We start from the raw sequence: 16,528 nt of genomic DNA on the forward strand, positions 1-16,528 counted from the left end.
GGTCGTCCCCCGCCCGCCTTGCCCTCCCGACCTTGCCGGAGCACGTGCCCATGATCCCCGACGGCATCACCCTCGCCCAGCCGCATCTGAACTTCTACGATTTCGGGCCGACGCCGTTCTTTGCCCTGCCGAACGAACAGCGCGTCTCCTATTGCCTCTATGTGCCCAAAAGCTTCGCCACGGCCGATGCGGAAGCCCGCCGGCACTGGCGGCTGATCGTCGCCATGCATGGCACCGGCCGCACCGCGGCGGCCTATCGCGACCATTTCGCCGCCTTCGCCGACGCCCATGACTGCATCGTGCTGGCGCCGCTCTTCCCCGTCGGGCTGATCGAGCCGGGGGAGATGTCGAACTACAAGCGCATCAAATTCCACGACATGCGCTTCGACCGGCTGGTGCTCGACATGGTCGATCTGGTGGGCAGGCGCTACGACATCGACGTCTCGCGGGTGGCCCTGTTCGGCTTTTCGGGCGGTGGCCATTTCACCCACCGCTTCCTTTATCTGCATGCCGACCGGCTGTTCGCGGTGTCGATCGGCGCGCCGGGCGGGGTGACCCTGCTGGATGAGGATCGCGACTGGTGGGTCGGCATCCGCAATCTGCGCGAGGTGTTCGGCACCGATCCGGATATCGAGGCGATGCGCCGGGTGGCGGTGCAGATGGTCGTGGGCGATGCCGATCTCGACACCTGGGAAATCACGCTGAAGCCGGGCATGCCCGGCTGGATGCCCGACGCCAACATCGCCGGCGCCACCCGGGTCGACAAGATCCGGAGCCTGAAGGCCTCGTTCGAGGCGAAGGGCATTCCGGTGCGGCTCGATCTGCTGCCGGGCGTGCGTCATGAAGGGCTGAAGGTGGTCGGCGCCGTCCAGGACTTCCTGGCCGGGGCCGTGGCCGCCACCAGGGGCTGACGCAGACACGAAATCCGGCGGGGCGCATGGGGAGCATGCGCCCCGCCCCGACATACGCCCGGACCGGACGATCCGAAAACAATGTCCGGCCGGCCCGTGACGGGGACCGGCAGTGCGCTGCCGGCGTCGCTTCACCATCACCCAGCGAAGGGAAGGGGAAGACCCATGACCTGCGTGACCACGCGGCAGTTTGGCGCCGCGGCCGTCGTCACCGCGGCGCTGATCCTGCCGCAGACTGCCTTTTCTGCCGATGAAGCGCAGCGCACCGAGCGGATCACCATCGCGATCCCGACCGATCTGCGCAGCACCAATCCCGGCGTGCAACGCGACGGCACCGCGGATCTGATCATGAACCACGTGGTCGAAGGCCTGGTCGGCCATCGTCAGGATCTGTCGGTGGGCCCGGTGCTGGCCGAGAGCATCGAGCCCTCGGCCGACGGCCTGTCCTGGCGGTTCCAGCTGCGCAAGGGGGTCCGCTTCCAGAACGGCGCCGAGATGACCTCGGCCGATGTCGCCTGGAGCTGGAACCGCTATCTGAAGGCGGAGACCGCCTGGCAGTGCAAGCGCTTCTTCGACGGCAAGCAGGGTGCCGCGATCACCGCGATCGAGACGCCCGAGCCCTATGCGGTGGTGTTCCGGCTGGAAAAGCCGAACCCGATGCTGCCGCTGTTCATGTCGAACCTGCAGTGCAATGCCGCCATCCTGCACCCGTCCTCGGTCAACGAAGACGGCAGCTGGAAGGCGCCGGTCGGCACCGGCCCCTATGTGATCGGCGACTGGAAGCCCGGCCGCTATGTCGAGCTGGACCGGTTCGACGGCTATACCGGCCGTGATGAACCCGCCGACGGCATGACCGGCGCCAAGCCGGCGCTGGCCGATCATCTGCGCTTCCTGATCGCGCCCGACGGCACGGTGATGAAGAACGCGCTGTATGCGGGCGAGCTGGATTTCGTGCCCGAACTCGGCGCCGCCGAGATCCCGGAAGCCGAAAGCCGCGGGGCATCGATTTATAAGCAGCCGATCCTGTCCTGGCATCTGCTGCTGATCCAGACCCAGGATCCGGTGCTGAAGGACCCCCGCATCCGAAAGGCGATTGCGCACGCGATCGACGTACCTTCGATTGTGGCGGTCGCGAGCGAAGGCGTCGCCACCGCCAACCCCTCGGGTGTCGCCACCGCCAGCCCCTATCACAACGCCACCCACGACCAGTGGCCGGCCTATGATCCGGCGCTGGCACAGAAACTGCTGAAAGAGGCCGGCTACAAGGGCGAGCCGATCCGCATCCAGACCAATATGCGCCCCGGCGGCTATCATGAAACCGCGGTCACCGCGCAGGCCATGATGCAGGCGGCGGGCATCAACGCCCAGATCGAGGTGCTGGACTGGGCGGCGCAGCTGCAGAACTATCTGCAGGGCAAGTATCAGATGCAGTCCTTCGTCTATTCCTCCAGGCTCGACCCGGCGCTCGCCTATTCCTCGATCATCGGCGACAAGACCGAGCAGCCCAGCGCCAGCTGGGACGATCCGGATGCCATCAAGCTGCTGGAGGCCGCCCGGCAGACCATGGATCCGGCGGTCCGGGGCAAGATCTTCGATCGCATCCACAGCCGCATGGCCGAGGCGGTGCCGGTGATCGGCCTTTATAACGACGTCCGCGTCATCGCCACGGCGCCCGATCTGAAGGGCTACACCCCGTGGTCGGCCGGTTTCGACCGCTTCTGGGGCGTGACGAAGACGAAGTAGCCTCTGCCGGCATGCCTCAGCCGCGTATCGCTGTGCGATACGCGGCGACCAGTGCCGCGACGGCCCGGCCGCTCCGGCCCTCGCGGTCACGGCTGTACAGCACCACCGGCAGCCGCGGCAGGCGGGGCAGGCCCAGCCGTTTCCCCACATCCACGGCACCCATCGGCACCATGCGCGGCGACAGGGCGGCGATGCCCAGCCCCGCGGTGACGGCCGCCGCCACCGCGGTCACGCCGCCGCCGGTGAACACCTCCGTCCAGCCGATGCCCGCCTGATCCAGCAGCGCGCCCGCCAGCACCCGCACGCCGCAGGGTTCCGGCATGGTCGCGATCGGCAGCGGCTCGCCGGGCCGGTGCTGCCAGCGGCCGGCGGCGAACCAGCCGAAGCGTTCCCGGGCGATGATCTCGCCGTCGTCGCGGCCGTCCTGGAAACGCACGATCACCGTGTCGATCTCGCGCCGGTCGAAGGCGCGCAGCAGCTCGCCCGAAGATCCGATGCGGATGCCGATCGACAGCTGCGGATCCTCGGCATTCATCCGCGCGATCAGCAGCGGCAGTTCCGGCCCGGCGACATGGTCGCTGATCCCGATGGTGAGCCGCCGCCGCTGTGGCGTCACCGCCGCACAGGCCCGGTCATGCGCGGCGAGCAGGGCCCGGGCCTGCTCCAGAAAGACCAGGCCACGGGCCGACAGCTCCACATGCCTTGGCGTGCGTTCGACCAGCCGGCATCCAAGCCTCTCCTCCAGCCGTTTCAGCTTCAGGCTGATCGCCGACTGCGTCGTGCGCCCGGCTTCGGCGGCACGGGTGAAGCTGCCGTAATCGGCAATGCGCACGAAGGCCTGAACGGCGTCGAGGTCGAGCGGGCGGTCGGACATGCGGTCCCGTCATTTCAGATCATCATTTCTGATATCGGAATTCATAGGATACCGAAATGACCGGGGCACGGCTAGCCTCGGGGCCTCACCCCATCTGATCAGGAGGTTCCGATGCCGCTGGTTCACATCTCTCTGCGTGCCGGCAAGCCCGACGCCTGGCGCCAGGCCATTTTCGACGGCGTCTATCAGGCCCTGCGGGACACGTTCGACGTGCCCGAGGACGACCAGTTCATGACCATCCACGAGCACGCGCCCGCCAATTTCCGCTATGGCGCCCGGTGCTTCGGCATAGAGCGCAGCGACGATCTGGTCTATATCCAGCTGACGGTGAACGACACCCGCACCACCGACCAGAAAAAGGCGCTCTACCGCCGCCTGGCCGGGCTTCTGGCTGAAAATCCGGGGCTGCGGCCCCAGGATGTGTTCATCAATCTGGTCGAGGTTTCGACGGAGAACTGGTCCACCGGCAACGGCCTCGCCACCTTCGTCTGAGCAGCCGTCAGGTGCCCCCGCTCCACGCCCAGGGCGGGCGGCCCATCACCCGCTTGAAGGCGGTGCTGAAGGCGCTGTCCGACCAATAGCCCAGTTCGGCCGCAACCACCGAAACGGGATCGCGGGTGGTCTCCAGCCGGTCGGCGGCCAGCAGCATGCGCCAGCGGGTCAGATATGCCATCGGCGCCTCGCCTGTGGTGTCGCGGAATCGGGCGGCGAAGGCCGATCGCGACATGCCGGCGGTGGTGGCGAGGTCCTGCACCGTCCAGCGGCGGGCGGGGTCGGCATGCATGGCGCCGATCGCCGCCGCCATGCGCGGATCCGCCAGCGCGAAGAACCAGCCGATGCGGCCGGGGGCCGCTCTGGCCATGCACAGCCGCAGCGCCTGAACCAGCATCATATGGGCCAGATGGCGGGCGATCAGCTGGCTGCCGGGGCGGGGGTCGTGCAGCTCGCCGATCATCCGCTCCACCGACCAGCGCAGCGCCTCGCGATCCGCCGGGGCATGAACATGCAGCACGGGCGGAAGGCCCGCCAGCAGCAGGCCGGCGCGGGCGCCGTCGACTGCGAAGCGGGCGCCGACCAGATACATGCCGCCGCCGCCGCCCAGCCGCACCACGCCGCCGTCGCGTGCCGGCGGGAAGATGTCGCGGGCGGCGACCGGCGTCAGCCCCGACCCGCTGGCCAGGGTGAACGACCGGCCGCTCGGCATCACGAAGCTTTCGCCCGCCTCCAGCCGCAGCGGATCGGCCAGGCCGTCGACCGTCAGCCAGCAGCCGCCGCGGGTGATGGCATAGCATTTGATATAGCCCTGCTGGTCGTCGAAGCGCACGGCCCAGTCGCCACCGGCATCGAAGCCGGCCGAGACATAGCTCTTCGGGCGGAGCAGGGAGAGGATCTCGGAGAGCGGGTCCATCACGGGCCTTTGGGGTGGCGGGATCGCCATCTCAGGACGATTGCGAAGATATTATGGAGGCTGCGGCATGGATCGTCCATGGGGCCGGGCCTATCCTGCGGCCTCGACGTTTTACCGATCCTGCAGCTTTGCGAGGTTGCCATGCATGTCTTCGTCACCGGTGCCACGGGTTTCGTCGGCACGGCGGTCGTCCGCGACCTTCTTGGGGCCGGGCATCGGGTCTCGGGCCTGGCCCGGTCCGATGAAGCGGCCGCGGCCCTGGCCCGGGCCGGCGTTACCCCCATCCGCGGGGATCTGCGCGACACCGCCGGCCTTGCCGCCGCAGCGGCGGCTGCCGACGGGGTGATCCATGCCGGGTTCATCCACGACTTCACTGATTATGTCGCGCATTGCGAAACCGACCGTGCCGCGGTGCGGGCGCTGGGGGCGGCCCTGGCCGGCACCGACCGGCCGCTGATCGTCACCTCCGGCATCGGCGTGCTGCCCCAGGGGCGGCTCTGCACCGAAGACGATGCCCCGCGCGCCGGTGCGGGCGCCCTGCCGCGCGTCGCCTCGGAAGAGGCCGCCGCCGAGGTGCTGGCCGCCGGTGCCAGGGTCATGGTGCTGCGCCTGCCGCCCTCGGTCCACGGGGCGGGCGATCACGGTTTCGTGCCGATGCTGATCGACATCGCCCGCCGGAGCGGCGCCTCGGCCTGGATCGGCGAGGGCGCCAATCTCTGGCCGGCCGTGCACCGCAGCGATGCCGCCCGGCTCTATCGCCTGGCGCTGGAGGCGGGGCAGGCGGGGGCGCGCTATCACGCCGTTGCCGAACAGGGCATCGCCTTCCGCGAGGTGGCGACCGCGATCGGAGAGGGGCTTGGCCTGCCCCTGCGTGCGGTCACGCCGGAGGAGGCGCCGGCCCATTTCACCTGGTTCACCCATTTCGCCGCCATGGACGTGCCCGCCTCGGCCACGATCACCCGCGACAGCCTGGGCTGGGTGCCGACCGGGCCGGGGCTGCTTCACGACATCCGGACGGCGGGCTATTTCGGCGAGGAAGCCGGCGGCTGAACGGCCGTTCAGACCACCTCGCCCGCGACCCGCGCGCCCGGCGCCGCCAGCATCTCGCGCGGCAGATCCAGCCCGGCTGCCGCCAGATTGTCCTGCAGATGGTCCAGGCGCAAGGTGCCCGGGATCAGCAGGATGTCGGGCGCGCGCGCCAGCAGCCAGGCCAGCGCCAGCGGCCTGGCGCCATGGCCCATGCGGTTGACCAGGCGATCGCCGAGGCGGAAGGTGCCGGCCATGTTCTGCGTGGTCATGATCGTCTCCTTGGCGGCGAGCGGGAATAGCAGCGGGAGCCAGGTGGAGCCGTCCGGCGACTGCAGGTCCCGGTATCGCCACTCTGGTGACGATGGCCGAGGGGGCGAGGGCCAGGGGGACGAGGGCCAGGGGTCCAGACCGCTAAGATAGGTAACAGTTCAGCCTACCACTGCACGTTGCCACGGCTTTGCAAGCGATGGCCCATATTCTACACTTCTACCGGTAAGTTTTTTTACAGGTAGTGTAGCAATGCAAGAGGGCTGGTCGCTATGATGTCGGAGAGATCATCCATCGATGAACTGATAAAAATCTTACCGATTGTTCTCATCGGATGTTATGCGGCTTATACTTTCGGGTTCGTTGTGGCCGTAGAACCAGAATTTCTACCCTTTATACAGCCGCTTGACATCGGAATTCCCCCGACGGGCTGTATTCTTATGATGCTGATCCTCTTCTTCTGCAGATATTGTTGGTATAAAAATTCCGTGCTGAGATTCGTCGATCTTGCGGAAAGAAAGGCAGAGGCAGAGAGGTGGGACGAGCGCCTCTATATCTCAATTTGTTCCGCATTCGGGCAAAAGAAATTTCTCTCCAGAATTGGAGGTTATTATTTGTTAGAGACTTATGTGGAAATTGCATTGGTAATTTTATTTTCTTTTGTCTTTTCTTTTAAGGAGAATGATTCAGGGATTGGAAACAATATGGTTTGTTATACATTTTTGTTTACGATCTTATTTATACTTGGGAATATTGCAATAAATTATATCTTCTTTAATGGGTCTCCTCCTGAGAAAAAATTTGTATCGAAAATATTTATTGTGCCAATTATTTCGTCTCTATTTCTCGGTGTGATTTTCTCGCCTCCATCGAAGCTCCACTGCCAGGTCAAAGAGGGGGAAACAGAAATTTTCTCAGGAAGGGTGCATATCATGCCGAATCTGCTCATCGGGCAAGACGGTGAGAGCAGGGTCTTGATCAGGCTCGACGGATCGAAATTTGTTAAATGCTTGGGGAGTCAGAAATAATACTCACCCCACTCCCCTCCCGAAATCCGTCTCCGCCGCCTCCCGCAGTGCATCCGCCGCATGCTCCGGCGACGGTGCCGCCTCGTCGGGCAGAGGGGTGGTGGCGGAGAGGGCGCGGGCGACGACGGTCATGTAGATGCGTTCCACCTCTTGCGGCAGGGGGCGGACTTCCGTGCCGGTGACGCAGTAATGGGAGAGCAGGAATTCGCGCGCGCCCATCAGCATATAGGCCATCGGTTCCAGATCGGCATCCTGATAGCCGGGCAGTTCGCCCGCGGCATGGGCGCGGCGCAGCGCGCGGACATAGCCTTCGGCCAGATGGTCATAGAATTCGCGATGGGCTTCGGGGGCGAAGAATTCGGCCTCGTTGGTCAGGCGGTGCAGATAGGGATGTGTGGAGAGATAGGCGAAATTGGCCTCCAGGCCCACGCGTTCGCGTTCCAGCACCGTCCGGGCGTTGCGGGTGCGCTTGCGGATGAACTCCAGCATCCGCCGGCCCAGCGTCGGCAGCAGGCTGTCGAACAGGGCCTGGCGGTTTTCGAAATGCAGATAGACCGAGCCATGGGCGATGCCGGCCTCTTCGGCCACCCGGGCGATCGAGGTCTTGTCGTAACCCTTCTCGCCGATGGTCCGGGCGGCCGCCTGGATGATCGCCTCGCGCACCTGTTCCGCGCGCTCGTTGCGTCTGCGCCCCGCCATGAATTCCGTCCTTCGGTTGACTGTCCGGCCACGGATGCCCGGCCACGGATGCCCGGCGCCGGATATTTTGTCAGGCGGTGCCGTCGAGTGCCTCCGCCACCATCCTGCGGATCAGATGCTTCTGGATCTTGCCCGACGCGGTGCGCGGGAAATCCTCGACCCATTCGATCCGTTCGGGAAGTTTTTGCCGTGCCAGCCCCCGCGATGCAACAAAATCGGCAATCGCCGCGCGATCGGGCAGGGCGGTGCCATCCTGTTCCGCATCACGGGCCGCCCGGGTCGGGATCAGCCAGGCGCAGACACCTTCGCCCAGGCGGGCATGGGGCATGGCGACCACGGCGGCTTCGCGCACCAGCGGGTGTTCGTGCAGCGCATCCTCGATCTCCTTGGCCGAGAGGTTCTCGCCGCCGCGGATGATCAGGTCCTTCTTGCGCCCGGTGATCACCACCTGGCCCGCGGCCGAGACGGTGCCCAGATCGCCGGTTCTGAAATAGCCCTCGGGGTCGAAGGCTTCCGCGGTCGCCTCGGGGTCGGTATAGCCGCGGAACAGCGCCGGGCCGCGGGCCAGGATTTCGCCCTCCGCCCCGGGCGGCAGGGTGCGGCCGGCATCGTCGACCACCTTCACCTCCCAGCCGCTCACCGCGCCGTCGGTGACCGCGGCGGCTTCGGCCGAGACCGGGTCGGTGCCGGGATAGCCCTGGGTGATCATCGGGCATTCGCTCGACCCGTAGACCCGGAAGGCGGCAAGGCCGGGCAGGGCGGCGCGGGCGCGGCGCACCACTTCGGGCGGCACGGCGGCACCGCCGCAGGCGAAGATCTTCAGGCTGGCCGCCACCGGCGGCCTGCCGGCGGCGCGGGCGCTTTCCGCAGCCTGGGTCAGCTCCTGCAGGAAGGGGGTGGCGCCGATCATCACCGAAACGCCGTGTTCTTCGATCAGATCCAGCGCCTGGCTGCCGTCCCAGCGTTCCATGAACACGGTGGTCGTGCCGTGATAGAAGGGCAGTTCCATGCCGTAGGAAAAGCCGGTGACATGGGTCACGGGAGAGGGCATCAGGATCACCTGGCCCGGCTGCACGGCCCATGCCGCCATCGAATTCATCAGCGCCCGCCGCGAGGTCTCGTGGGCATAGAGCACGCCCTTGGGCCGGCCGGTGGTGCCCGAGGTGTACATCACCATCTTCAGCGTCGAGGCATCGGCCGGGGTGAAATCCTCGCCGAAATCCACGGCGCCGTCGTCTTCGGCCCCGCCCCAATCCTCCCAGGCATCGCAGCCGGCCGCCCCGCCGCGCACGGTGATGACGGTGCGCAGATGCGCCAGGCCGGGCTTCAGCCCCCGCGCCATGGCGGCATAGTCGAAGCGCCGCCATTCCGCGGGCAGGACCAGAAGTTTCGAGCGCGCATCCCCCAGGATGAAGCCCACTTCGCGGTCGCGATAGATCGGCACGATCGGGTTGATCACCTGCCCGCCCAGCGCGCAGGCGAGATTCAGCACCACCGCCTCTTCCCAGTTGGGCAGCTGGAAGCTGACCACATCGCCGGGCATCAGCCCCGCCTGCCGCATCCGCCGCGCCAGCTTCACCGCGCGGGTCAGGGCCTGGCCATAGGTCAGGCTGCCGGTTTCGGTGCGCAGCGCGATCCGGTCGGGCGTCTGGCGCGCGCGGTCGCGGGCATCATCGACCAGGGTGCGCCCGGACCATTCCCCCGCCGCCCGGCGCAGCCGGGTCTCGTCCGGGGTGTAACGCAGGCGGAAACCGCTCGGGTCGTCGACAAGGATGGTGGACATGGGGCGCGGGGATCCTCAGGAGCACAGGGCACGGAACAACGGCGATGATCGTCACAAGCCGCCATTGAGGCGGCGGCCAAGGCCACGGCAGTGGCCGCTTGGGCCGAGGGCCTGAAAGACTCAAACGGCGAGGTAGCGGGCTTTAAGGCTGGGATCGGCATCGAATTCCGCCCAGCTGCCCGAATAGACCAGCTCGCCGCTGTCGATCAGGTGCACCCGGTCGGTGACCGCGCGGGCGAAGGAAAGGTTCTGTTCGGTGACCAGCACCGTCAGCCCGTGATCGCGGTGCAGGCGGCGGATTTCCTCGGCCATCTGGTCCACGATCACCGGCGCCAGCCCTTCTACCGGCTCGTCGAGCAGCAGCAGGCGTGGCCGGGCGATCACGCCGCGCGCCACTGCCACCATCTGCTGCTGCCCGCCCGAGAGGGCATAGCCGGCGCGGGCGGCGAAGGGGACGAGGGCCGGGAACAGGGCCCAGATCTCGTCCATCGTCATCGGCTTCACCCCCGCGCGGGCGGCATGCACCCCCAGCGCGATATTCTCGGCCACCGTGATATGCGGGAAGATCCGCCGGTCTTCGGGGACCAGCATCAGCCCGGCCCGGGCGCGGGCATCGGGGCCGAGCGGGCCGATATCCCGGCCGTCCAGGGTGATGCGGCCGCCGGTGACCCGGGGGCCGGCATTCAGGATGGTCTTGAGCAGGGTGGATTTGCCGGCGCCGTTGCGGCCGAGCAGCGCCACGGCCGAGCCCTCGCCGATGGCAAGGTCGATGCCGTGCAGCACGGCGGCATCGCCATAGCCGGCATGAAGCGCCTCGATGCGCAGGAGCGGTTCAGCCATGGCCCAGATAGACCTCCTTGACGGTCGGGTCGTCGCGCACCGCAGCCGGCTCGCCGCTGGCGATGACCCGGCCGTGATGCAGCACGGTCAGCCTTTGGGCAAGGCCGAAAACCACGCCCATATCGTGTTCGGTGAGCAGGAAGGCGAGGCCGTGGCGCCGCTGGGTTTCGGCGATCAGCTCCGCCGCCGCCGTCCGGTCGCCCGGCGACATGCCGGCGGTCGGCTCGTCGAGCATGATCAGCTTGGGGCGCAGCGCCAGGCTCATCGCCAGTTCCAGCCGCTTCTTGTCGCCATGGGAGAGAAGTTTGGCCGGGTCGTCGGCCCGCGGCCCCAGCCCCAGCCCGTCGAGCAGGCGCGAGACCTCGGCCAGCGTGCTGCGTCGCGGGCTGATCCGGAAGGTGAGGCTGAAGCCGCCGCGGGTGCGGCGCTCGCGCGATTCCACCGCGACCGTCAGATTCTCGGCCGTGGTCATCTCGCCGAAGATCCGCGCCACCTGGAACGAGCGCCCGACGCCCCGCCGCACCCGCTGCCAGCCGGCAAGCCTGGTGACATCGCCCTCGTCGAAACGGATCTCGCCGCCATCGACCGGAAATTCACCCGAGACCGCCTTGAACAGCGTGGTCTTGCCGGCGCCGTTGGGGCCGATCACCACATGGGCCTCGCCCGGCGCCACATCGATCGAGACATCGTGCAGCACCTGGGTCTTGCCGTAGAACTTCACCAGGCCGCGGGCCGCAAGCAGGGGCGCGGAAGAGGTGGGGGTGGAAGACGTCGGAGACGGGGAAGCGGTCCTGCTCATGGCGTCTGCTCCTGCGGGCGGCGGGCATGCGGGGCGGGGGTGGCGCGTGCCGTCGCGCCACGCCGCGCGCGCAACGTCATCACCAGCCCCATCACGCCGCCGGGGATCGCCAGCACCACGGCCAGCAGCATCAGGCCGGTGGTGATGTCGGCGATGCCGTGCATGGTGCGGGTGGCGTATTCGACCGCGCCGAACAGGATCGCGCCGATCGCCGGGCCCCAGAAGCTGCCCGCACCGCCCAGCAGGGCATAGAGCACCGGCTTGGTCGACATGCTCCAATGGGCGAGTTCGGGGGTGACGATCTGCATCCAGGGGGCACTCACCGCGCCGGCGAAGGCGCTGGCGGCGCCCGAAATGGCAAAGGCGGCCAGGCGGTGGCGGTCGACGTCGAGGCCCAGGAACGCCGCGCGCACCGGATCCTGCCGGATCGCCCGGAAACTGCGACCGAGCACGCCATGCCCGGCCCACCAGAGCAGGGCAGAGGCCAGCCCGCAGGCGACCAGCATGAACCAGTAATAGGCGTCGCCCTGCGTCAGATCGATGGTGGCGATGCCAAGCTCGATCGTGGGGCGATAGATGCCGGTCAGCCCGTCATTGCGGCCCAGCCAATCGGTCTTGGTGATCAGCACATGGACCAGTTCGGCGAAGGCGAGCGTCAGTACGGCGAAATAGATCCCGCCCGAGCGGCGCAGCGCCACGATGCCGAAGACGATCGCGGCCAGCGCGCCCAGCCCGGTCGCGATGCCGAGCCACATCAGGAACGGCCCGCCGCCGGCCTGCTGGGGGCCGGCCGCCATGGCATAGGCGCCGATGGCGAAGAACATCGCCTGGCCGAAGGAGAGCAGGCCGATGGTGCTGAACAGCAGGTTCCAGGCCTGGGCAAACACGATGTTGACCAGCGTCAGCCCCGCAAGGAACACCAGCCCCTGATTGAGCAGCGCGGGCGCCAGGGCGAAGAGGATCAGGCCCACCGCCAGCGGCCAGAGCGCCAGAAGCGGTGTCGTCCGGGTCGCAAGCGTCATCATGCCACCTGTGCGCGTCCCATCAGCCCCTGCGGCCGGATCAGCAGCACGGCGGCGAGGGCGACGAAGAAGAGGATGCCGGGATAATCCGGCAGGAAGACGGTGCCGAAGCTTTCGATCAGCCCCAGCATCACGGCTGCGATCGCAGCGCCCCGGATGCTGCCCATGCCGCCGACGATGATCACCCCGAAGGCCTGGAGCAGGAACACGCCGGCAAGGCTTGGCGACAGGCTCTGATTGGCGGCGAGCAGCCCGCCGGCAAGGCCCGCCAGGGCGAAGGCGATCACGACCGTGATCATCAGCACCCGGCCGACGCGGATGCCCAGCAGCTTCGCCATCCAGCTGTCCATGGCGACCGCCCAGATCAGCTTGCCGAAGGTGGTCCGCTCCATCAGCAGGTCGAGGCCGATGAAGGCGAGCAGGCCGCAGGCAATCACGAACAGCGCGAATTCGGGCATGATCGCATCGCCCAGGAACACGGCACCGCCCAGCTCTTCAGGGGTCGGCACCGACATGAAGTTCAGCCCCCAGATCAGCTTGACCGCACCGTCGCAGACCAGCAGCAGGGCGTAGGTTGCGATCAGCACATAGGCGTCCTCAACCCCGCGCAGCCGCCGGAAGATGGCAAGATCGGCCAGCACCCCCAGCACGGCCACCGCCATGCCAGATGCCAGCGCCACCACCAGATACAGCCACAGCGGCACACCGCCGCCGCCTGCCAGCTGCAGCAGGGTGAAGGCGATATAGGCGCCGATCATGAAGAACCCGCCATGGGCGAAGTTCAGGATGTGCAGGATGCCGAAGATCAGCGTCAGCCCCGCCGCCACCAGAAAGGTGGCGGCCGCCCAGGCCATGCCGTTGAACAGGATCAGCGCCAGATCGGCGAACGTCATCATCGCCTCCGTAAGGCCGCATCGGGATGCGGAAGGTCGGGGTGCGCACCGTTGGCAATCCGATGCACACTGTCTCTCGAAAAAAAAGTGCAGCCACCGGGGAGGGGGTGCGGCCGGTCACCGGGGAGGCGCGATCGTCATGGCCGCGCCCCGGTGGCTGCAAGTCGAGAGACCGTCAGAGAGACTTCAGTTCCAGCTTCTGCCCGGGCCGCGCCGGCTCCACCACGCTGTCACCCGGCACCGAGACGAAGTCGGTGACCGCGAAGCCATCCGGGTTGTCGGCCTTGGGGCTGATGCGCATGATCTCGACGTTCTTGATCGCCTGGTTGTCTTCAGCGCGCAGCGTGCGCTTACCGGTGGCGCTGTCGAAGGTCAGGCCCTTCAGCGCGGCGATGATCGCATCGGCCTTGGTCTCGCCGCCGGTCTTCTCAAGTGCGGCCTTGTAGGCATAGACCGCGGCATGGGCTTCCGCCGCCCAGCCCATCGGATATTTGTTGCCGGTGCGCGCGACATAGGCATCGTAGAGATGCTTGGACATCGGGTTGTCGGTGTTGCCGTTGAAATACCAGTGGGTGCCGGTCCAGGTGTCCGGGGTCTGATCCTTCATTGCCAGCGGCACCAGGAATTCATTGGCCGAGTCCACCACCACCTTGGTCTTCTCGAACAGGCCGAAGGGCTTCGCCTGCTGGAACAGGGTCACGGCATCGCCGCCATAGGCCGAGGTGTAGAGCCCCTCGAAGGGCTGGCGCACCGCGGCGGCGATGAAGTTCTTGTAGTCGCCGGCACCATAGGGCACCAGGATCGGCCGCTGGATCTCGGGCTGCTTGCCGGTCACCTGGGGGAAGATGTTCAGCATCGCATCCACGAAGATCGCCCAGGTGGTGCGGCCGTATTCATGGTCGGGGATGATGCCGCCCCAGCTGGTGACGTTCGGGTAGCGCTCGGCGATCAGCCGGATCAGGCCGTACTGGCGCGAATAGGGGCTGTCGCCCACCCGGAAGACGTTGGGGCTGTAATTCTCGTGGTTCAGCTTCTCGGTGCCCGCGCCGCAGGTCAGCACCGTGCCGCCGGCCGCCTGCATCAGCGGGCCCATGGCCAGCGCCACCGCCGACGAGATGGTGCCGAGCTGCAGGTTGACGCCCTGGCCCAGCAATTCGCGCGCCGCCACGGTCGCGGCGGCCGGGTTGGCCTTGCTGTCGCGGATTTCCAGCGCCAGAGGCCGGCCGTTGACGCCGCCATCGGCATTGATCTTCTCGACCGCAATCTCGGCGCCGTGGCGCACGAAGCTGCCGATCATTTCCTGCGCGCCCGACAGCGGGGTCACCAGGCCCAGCCTGATCGGGTTGTCGGCGGCATGGGCGCCGGGGATCCACAGCCGGCTCATCGGCGCGATCGCGGCCGCGGCGGCTGTCGTCTTCAGCAGGGTGCGCCGGCTGAACCTGGGGCCCTTGAAGCTCTGGGTCATCTCTGTCTCCTCCCTGGCATGGCGCGATTCTGATGGCCGTCGCCCTGGGGCGCGGGCCGCGCCTTCATGCCTTATCCGTGCGATTGGTGCAGATCGTGTCAGTTGTGTGGGGATGCCCCGGCATGCTGCCGGCGCAGTTCGGTCTTCAACACCTTGCCCAGCGGGTTGCGGGGCAGCGCATCGGTGAGGAAGATCCGTCTCGGGATCTCGTAATCGGCCAGCACTGCCGCGGCGGCCGTTCGCAGCCGTACGATGAAGTTCTCATCAGTTTCGATGTCTTTGGTTGTGTCGGGCCTGGTACGCACCACCACCGCCGCGACGTCCTCGCCAAGGCGTGGATGGGGCAGGGCGATCACCGCCGCCTCGAACACGCCGGGGATGCGGTGCAGCACGTCTTCCACCCGCCGGGCGGCGATCTTCAGCCCGCCGCGGACGATCACATCCTTCAGCCGGTCCAGGTGATAGAGATGGCCGTCGGTGTCGATCCGCCCCCAGTCGCCGGTGCGGACCCAGCCGTCCCTGATCGTCTCCGCCGTCGCCTCGGGCGCGTCGCGATAGCCGATCATGTTGGCAGGGCTCAGGATTTCGATCTCGCCCGCCGCCCCGGCCGGCAGCGCGCGGCCCTGGGCATCGGTGATCCGCACCCGGCAGAGCGGCATGGGCCGGCCGACCGAGCCGGGCTTCACCAGCACCTCGTCGGGGAGAAGCATGGTGCCGGTGGGGCCCGTCTCGGTCATGCCGTAGTTCTGGCGCTGGTCGACGTCCGGGAAGCGCCGGGTCAGTGCCATCACCGCCTCCTGGGGCATGGCGGCGCCGCCATAATTCCAGAGACGGATGCTCGAAAGATCGGGGGTGTCGTTGCCGGCCCGCGCCAGCGCGTCCAGCAGATAGAGGAAGCCCGAGGGCACCGAGAGCAGCACCGTGCTCCGCCGCTCCGCGATCCGCTCCAGGATGCGCGGCGCTTCGAAGGCGGGCTCCACGATCATGGCCGCCCCGGCCCAGAGCGCGGCCAGCGGGTTGAAATGCACGCCCGAGCTGGTGAAGAACGGCACCGCGTGATGATGCCGGTCATCCGGCGTCAGCCCCAGCGCCGTGCCGAAGATCGCCCCCGTGGCCACGGCAGACCGGTGGCTGTGCTCCACCGCCTTGGGCTTTCCGGTGGTGCCCGAGGTGAAGATCAGATCGGCGATGGCCTCGGGCGCCACCTCGGGCAGGGCGCGACCGGCATCGGCATCCGCCATCAGCCCGGCGAGCTCCGCGGCCATGTCGATGCAGCGGACATCGCCCCCCATCCGCCTGACCGCAGCCTGAAGCCGCGCCATCAGCCCCGGCTCGGCGAAGGCGATCTTCAGCCGGCCAAGGGCGATGGCGTGGTCCAGATCCTCGTCGCCATAGCGCGGGTTGACCGGCACCAGAACCGCGCCGGCCAGCGCCGTGGCATACTGGACCAGATGGGCCTCGGTGACGGCGGCGTTGGTGGCCAGCACGCCGACGCCGTCACCCGGCCCGACCCCCGCCGCCACCAGCGCCCGGGCCAGCCGTTCCGCTCCGGCCGCCATGGCGGCGAAGCTGGTCACGGCCAGCCCGTCCGCCTCTGCCGGGTGCAGCAGCGAGGGCGCGATCAGCATGGGTGCCGCGCCATGCTCCGCCGCCCGCGCCCGCAGAAGACGGCCGAGCGTGCCCGTCTCCGCAATCCTGCGGGCGAGATCGGCTTCAAGCGGTCCTTGGGGCGTGGGGGCGGCCATGGCGGATCCCTCTGATCGACCG

General features: G+C 67.6%; 16 protein-coding genes. 5 read left to right on the forward strand and 11 right to left on the reverse strand.

Features of this window, described 5'->3' with window-relative positions; translation table 11 throughout:
- Positions 1–50 precede the first annotated feature (50 nt).
- Positions 51–911: an alpha/beta hydrolase gene (locus tag P7L68_RS01205; RefSeq protein WP_371999167.1), complete on the forward strand. Its 861-nt coding sequence runs from the start codon at positions 51–53 to the stop codon at positions 909–911.
- A gap of 165 nt (positions 912–1,076) precedes the next feature.
- Positions 1,077–2,654, forward strand: coding sequence for an ABC transporter substrate-binding protein (locus P7L68_RS01210; protein WP_371999168.1), 1,578 nt, complete (start codon positions 1,077–1,079; stop codon positions 2,652–2,654).
- Positions 2,655–2,670: 16 nt separating this feature from the next.
- Here the strand turns inward: P7L68_RS01210 and P7L68_RS01215 are convergent, their stop codons facing one another.
- Positions 2,671–3,528: a LysR substrate-binding domain-containing protein gene (locus P7L68_RS01215; protein WP_371999169.1), complete on the reverse strand. Its 858-nt coding sequence runs from the start codon at positions 3,526–3,528 to the stop codon at positions 2,671–2,673.
- Between the two features lie 111 nt (positions 3,529–3,639).
- On the opposite strand from P7L68_RS01215, the gene P7L68_RS01220 reads away from it, so the two are divergent.
- Complete coding sequence (locus tag P7L68_RS01220; RefSeq protein ID WP_371999170.1) at positions 3,640–4,020, forward strand: tautomerase family protein; 381 nt, start codon at positions 3,640–3,642, stop codon at positions 4,018–4,020.
- A 7-nt stretch (positions 4,021–4,027) separates the two neighbouring features.
- Here P7L68_RS01220 and P7L68_RS01225 read toward each other — a convergent pair whose 3' ends face one another.
- Positions 4,028–4,936 carry an AraC family transcriptional regulator gene (locus tag P7L68_RS01225; protein WP_371999171.1) on the reverse strand — a complete coding sequence of 303 codons (909 nt, stop codon included), beginning with the start codon at positions 4,934–4,936 and terminating at the stop codon, positions 4,028–4,030.
- Positions 4,937–5,077: 141 nt separating this feature from the next.
- Between P7L68_RS01225 and P7L68_RS01230 the strand changes: the two genes are divergently transcribed.
- Positions 5,078–5,986: an SDR family oxidoreductase gene (locus P7L68_RS01230; protein WP_371999172.1), complete on the forward strand. Its 909-nt coding sequence runs from the start codon at positions 5,078–5,080 to the stop codon at positions 5,984–5,986.
- Positions 5,987–5,994: 8 nt separating this feature from the next.
- Here P7L68_RS01230 and P7L68_RS01235 read toward each other — a convergent pair whose 3' ends face one another.
- The gene (locus P7L68_RS01235; RefSeq protein ID WP_371999173.1) at positions 5,995–6,234 is read right to left on the reverse strand and encodes an aldo/keto reductase; all 240 of its coding nucleotides are present in this window, start codon (positions 6,232–6,234) and stop codon (positions 5,995–5,997) included.
- 273 nt (positions 6,235–6,507) lie between these two features.
- Here P7L68_RS01235 and P7L68_RS01240 point away from each other — a divergent pair, with 273 nt between their 5' ends.
- A complete protein-coding gene (locus P7L68_RS01240; protein WP_371999174.1) occupies positions 6,508–7,260 on the forward strand; it encodes a hypothetical protein in 753 nt (250 codons plus the stop codon).
- A gap of 3 nt (positions 7,261–7,263) precedes the next feature.
- Here P7L68_RS01240 and P7L68_RS01245 read toward each other — a convergent pair whose 3' ends face one another.
- From P7L68_RS01245 to P7L68_RS01280, 8 genes are all read right to left on the reverse strand, one after another.
- Positions 7,264–7,959 (reverse strand): TetR/AcrR family transcriptional regulator, encoded by a 696-nt coding sequence (locus tag P7L68_RS01245; RefSeq protein ID WP_371999175.1) that lies wholly within the window; start codon positions 7,957–7,959, stop codon positions 7,264–7,266.
- Between the two features lie 70 nt (positions 7,960–8,029).
- Positions 8,030–9,742, reverse strand: coding sequence for an AMP-binding protein (locus P7L68_RS01250; RefSeq protein ID WP_371999176.1), 1,713 nt, complete (start codon positions 9,740–9,742; stop codon positions 8,030–8,032).
- Positions 9,743–9,862: 120 nt separating this feature from the next.
- The gene (locus tag P7L68_RS01255) at positions 9,863–10,582 is read right to left on the reverse strand and encodes an ABC transporter ATP-binding protein (RefSeq protein ID WP_371999177.1); all 720 of its coding nucleotides are present in this window, start codon (positions 10,580–10,582) and stop codon (positions 9,863–9,865) included.
- Positions 10,575–11,381 carry an ABC transporter ATP-binding protein gene (locus tag P7L68_RS01260; protein WP_371999178.1) on the reverse strand — a complete coding sequence of 269 codons (807 nt, stop codon included), beginning with the start codon at positions 11,379–11,381 and terminating at the stop codon, positions 10,575–10,577. The genes P7L68_RS01255 and P7L68_RS01260 overlap by 8 nt, the downstream gene beginning before the upstream one ends.
- Positions 11,378–12,406 (reverse strand): branched-chain amino acid ABC transporter permease, encoded by a 1,029-nt coding sequence (locus tag P7L68_RS01265; protein WP_371999179.1) that lies wholly within the window; start codon positions 12,404–12,406, stop codon positions 11,378–11,380. Before P7L68_RS01265 ends, P7L68_RS01260 begins: the two co-directional genes overlap by 4 nt.
- Positions 12,403–13,296, reverse strand: coding sequence for a branched-chain amino acid ABC transporter permease (locus tag P7L68_RS01270; RefSeq protein WP_371999180.1), 894 nt, complete (start codon positions 13,294–13,296; stop codon positions 12,403–12,405). Before P7L68_RS01270 ends, P7L68_RS01265 begins: the two co-directional genes overlap by 4 nt.
- Before the next feature lie 175 nt (positions 13,297–13,471).
- Positions 13,472–14,761, reverse strand: a complete 1,290-nt coding sequence (locus P7L68_RS01275) for an ABC transporter substrate-binding protein (RefSeq protein ID WP_371999181.1) — start codon at positions 14,759–14,761, stop codon at positions 13,472–13,474.
- Between the two features lie 98 nt (positions 14,762–14,859).
- Positions 14,860–16,506: a class I adenylate-forming enzyme family protein gene (locus tag P7L68_RS01280; protein WP_371999182.1), complete on the reverse strand. Its 1,647-nt coding sequence runs from the start codon at positions 16,504–16,506 to the stop codon at positions 14,860–14,862.
- Between the last annotated feature and the right edge of the window lie 22 nt (positions 16,507–16,528).

The sequence above is a fragment of the Tistrella mobilis genome, assembly GCF_041468085.1.
GTDB classification, from domain to species: Bacteria; Pseudomonadota; Alphaproteobacteria; order Tistrellales; family Tistrellaceae; genus Tistrella; species Tistrella mobilis_A.

Excerpts from the sequence above, each read along its gene's own strand:
- P7L68_RS01205 (WP_371999167.1), top strand. The coding sequence starts at position 51 with ATGATCCCCGACGGCATCACCCTCGCCCAGCCGCATCTGAACTTCTAC.
- P7L68_RS01210 (WP_371999168.1), top strand. The coding sequence starts at position 1,077 with ATGACCTGCGTGACCACGCGGCAGTTTGGCGCCGCGGCCGTCGTCACC.
- P7L68_RS01215 (WP_371999169.1), bottom strand. The coding sequence starts at position 3,528 with ATGTCCGACCGCCCGCTCGACCTCGACGCCGTTCAGGCCTTCGTGCGC.
- P7L68_RS01220 (WP_371999170.1), top strand. The coding sequence starts at position 3,640 with ATGCCGCTGGTTCACATCTCTCTGCGTGCCGGCAAGCCCGACGCCTGG.
- P7L68_RS01225 (WP_371999171.1), bottom strand. The coding sequence starts at position 4,936 with ATGGACCCGCTCTCCGAGATCCTCTCCCTGCTCCGCCCGAAGAGCTAT.
- P7L68_RS01230 (WP_371999172.1), top strand. The coding sequence starts at position 5,078 with ATGCATGTCTTCGTCACCGGTGCCACGGGTTTCGTCGGCACGGCGGTC.
- P7L68_RS01235 (WP_371999173.1), bottom strand. The coding sequence starts at position 6,234 with ATGACCACGCAGAACATGGCCGGCACCTTCCGCCTCGGCGATCGCCTG.
- P7L68_RS01240 (WP_371999174.1), top strand. The coding sequence starts at position 6,508 with ATGTCGGAGAGATCATCCATCGATGAACTGATAAAAATCTTACCGATT.
- P7L68_RS01245 (WP_371999175.1), bottom strand. The coding sequence starts at position 7,959 with ATGGCGGGGCGCAGACGCAACGAGCGCGCGGAACAGGTGCGCGAGGCG.
- P7L68_RS01250 (WP_371999176.1), bottom strand. The coding sequence starts at position 9,742 with ATGTCCACCATCCTTGTCGACGACCCGAGCGGTTTCCGCCTGCGTTAC.
- P7L68_RS01255 (WP_371999177.1), bottom strand. The coding sequence starts at position 10,582 with ATGGCTGAACCGCTCCTGCGCATCGAGGCGCTTCATGCCGGCTATGGC.
- P7L68_RS01260 (WP_371999178.1), bottom strand. The coding sequence starts at position 11,381 with ATGAGCAGGACCGCTTCCCCGTCTCCGACGTCTTCCACCCCCACCTCT.
- P7L68_RS01265 (WP_371999179.1), bottom strand. The coding sequence starts at position 12,406 with ATGATGACGCTTGCGACCCGGACGACACCGCTTCTGGCGCTCTGGCCG.
- P7L68_RS01270 (WP_371999180.1), bottom strand. The coding sequence starts at position 13,296 with ATGACGTTCGCCGATCTGGCGCTGATCCTGTTCAACGGCATGGCCTGG.
- P7L68_RS01275 (WP_371999181.1), bottom strand. The coding sequence starts at position 14,761 with ATGACCCAGAGCTTCAAGGGCCCCAGGTTCAGCCGGCGCACCCTGCTG.
- P7L68_RS01280 (WP_371999182.1), bottom strand. The coding sequence starts at position 16,506 with ATGGCCGCCCCCACGCCCCAAGGACCGCTTGAAGCCGATCTCGCCCGC.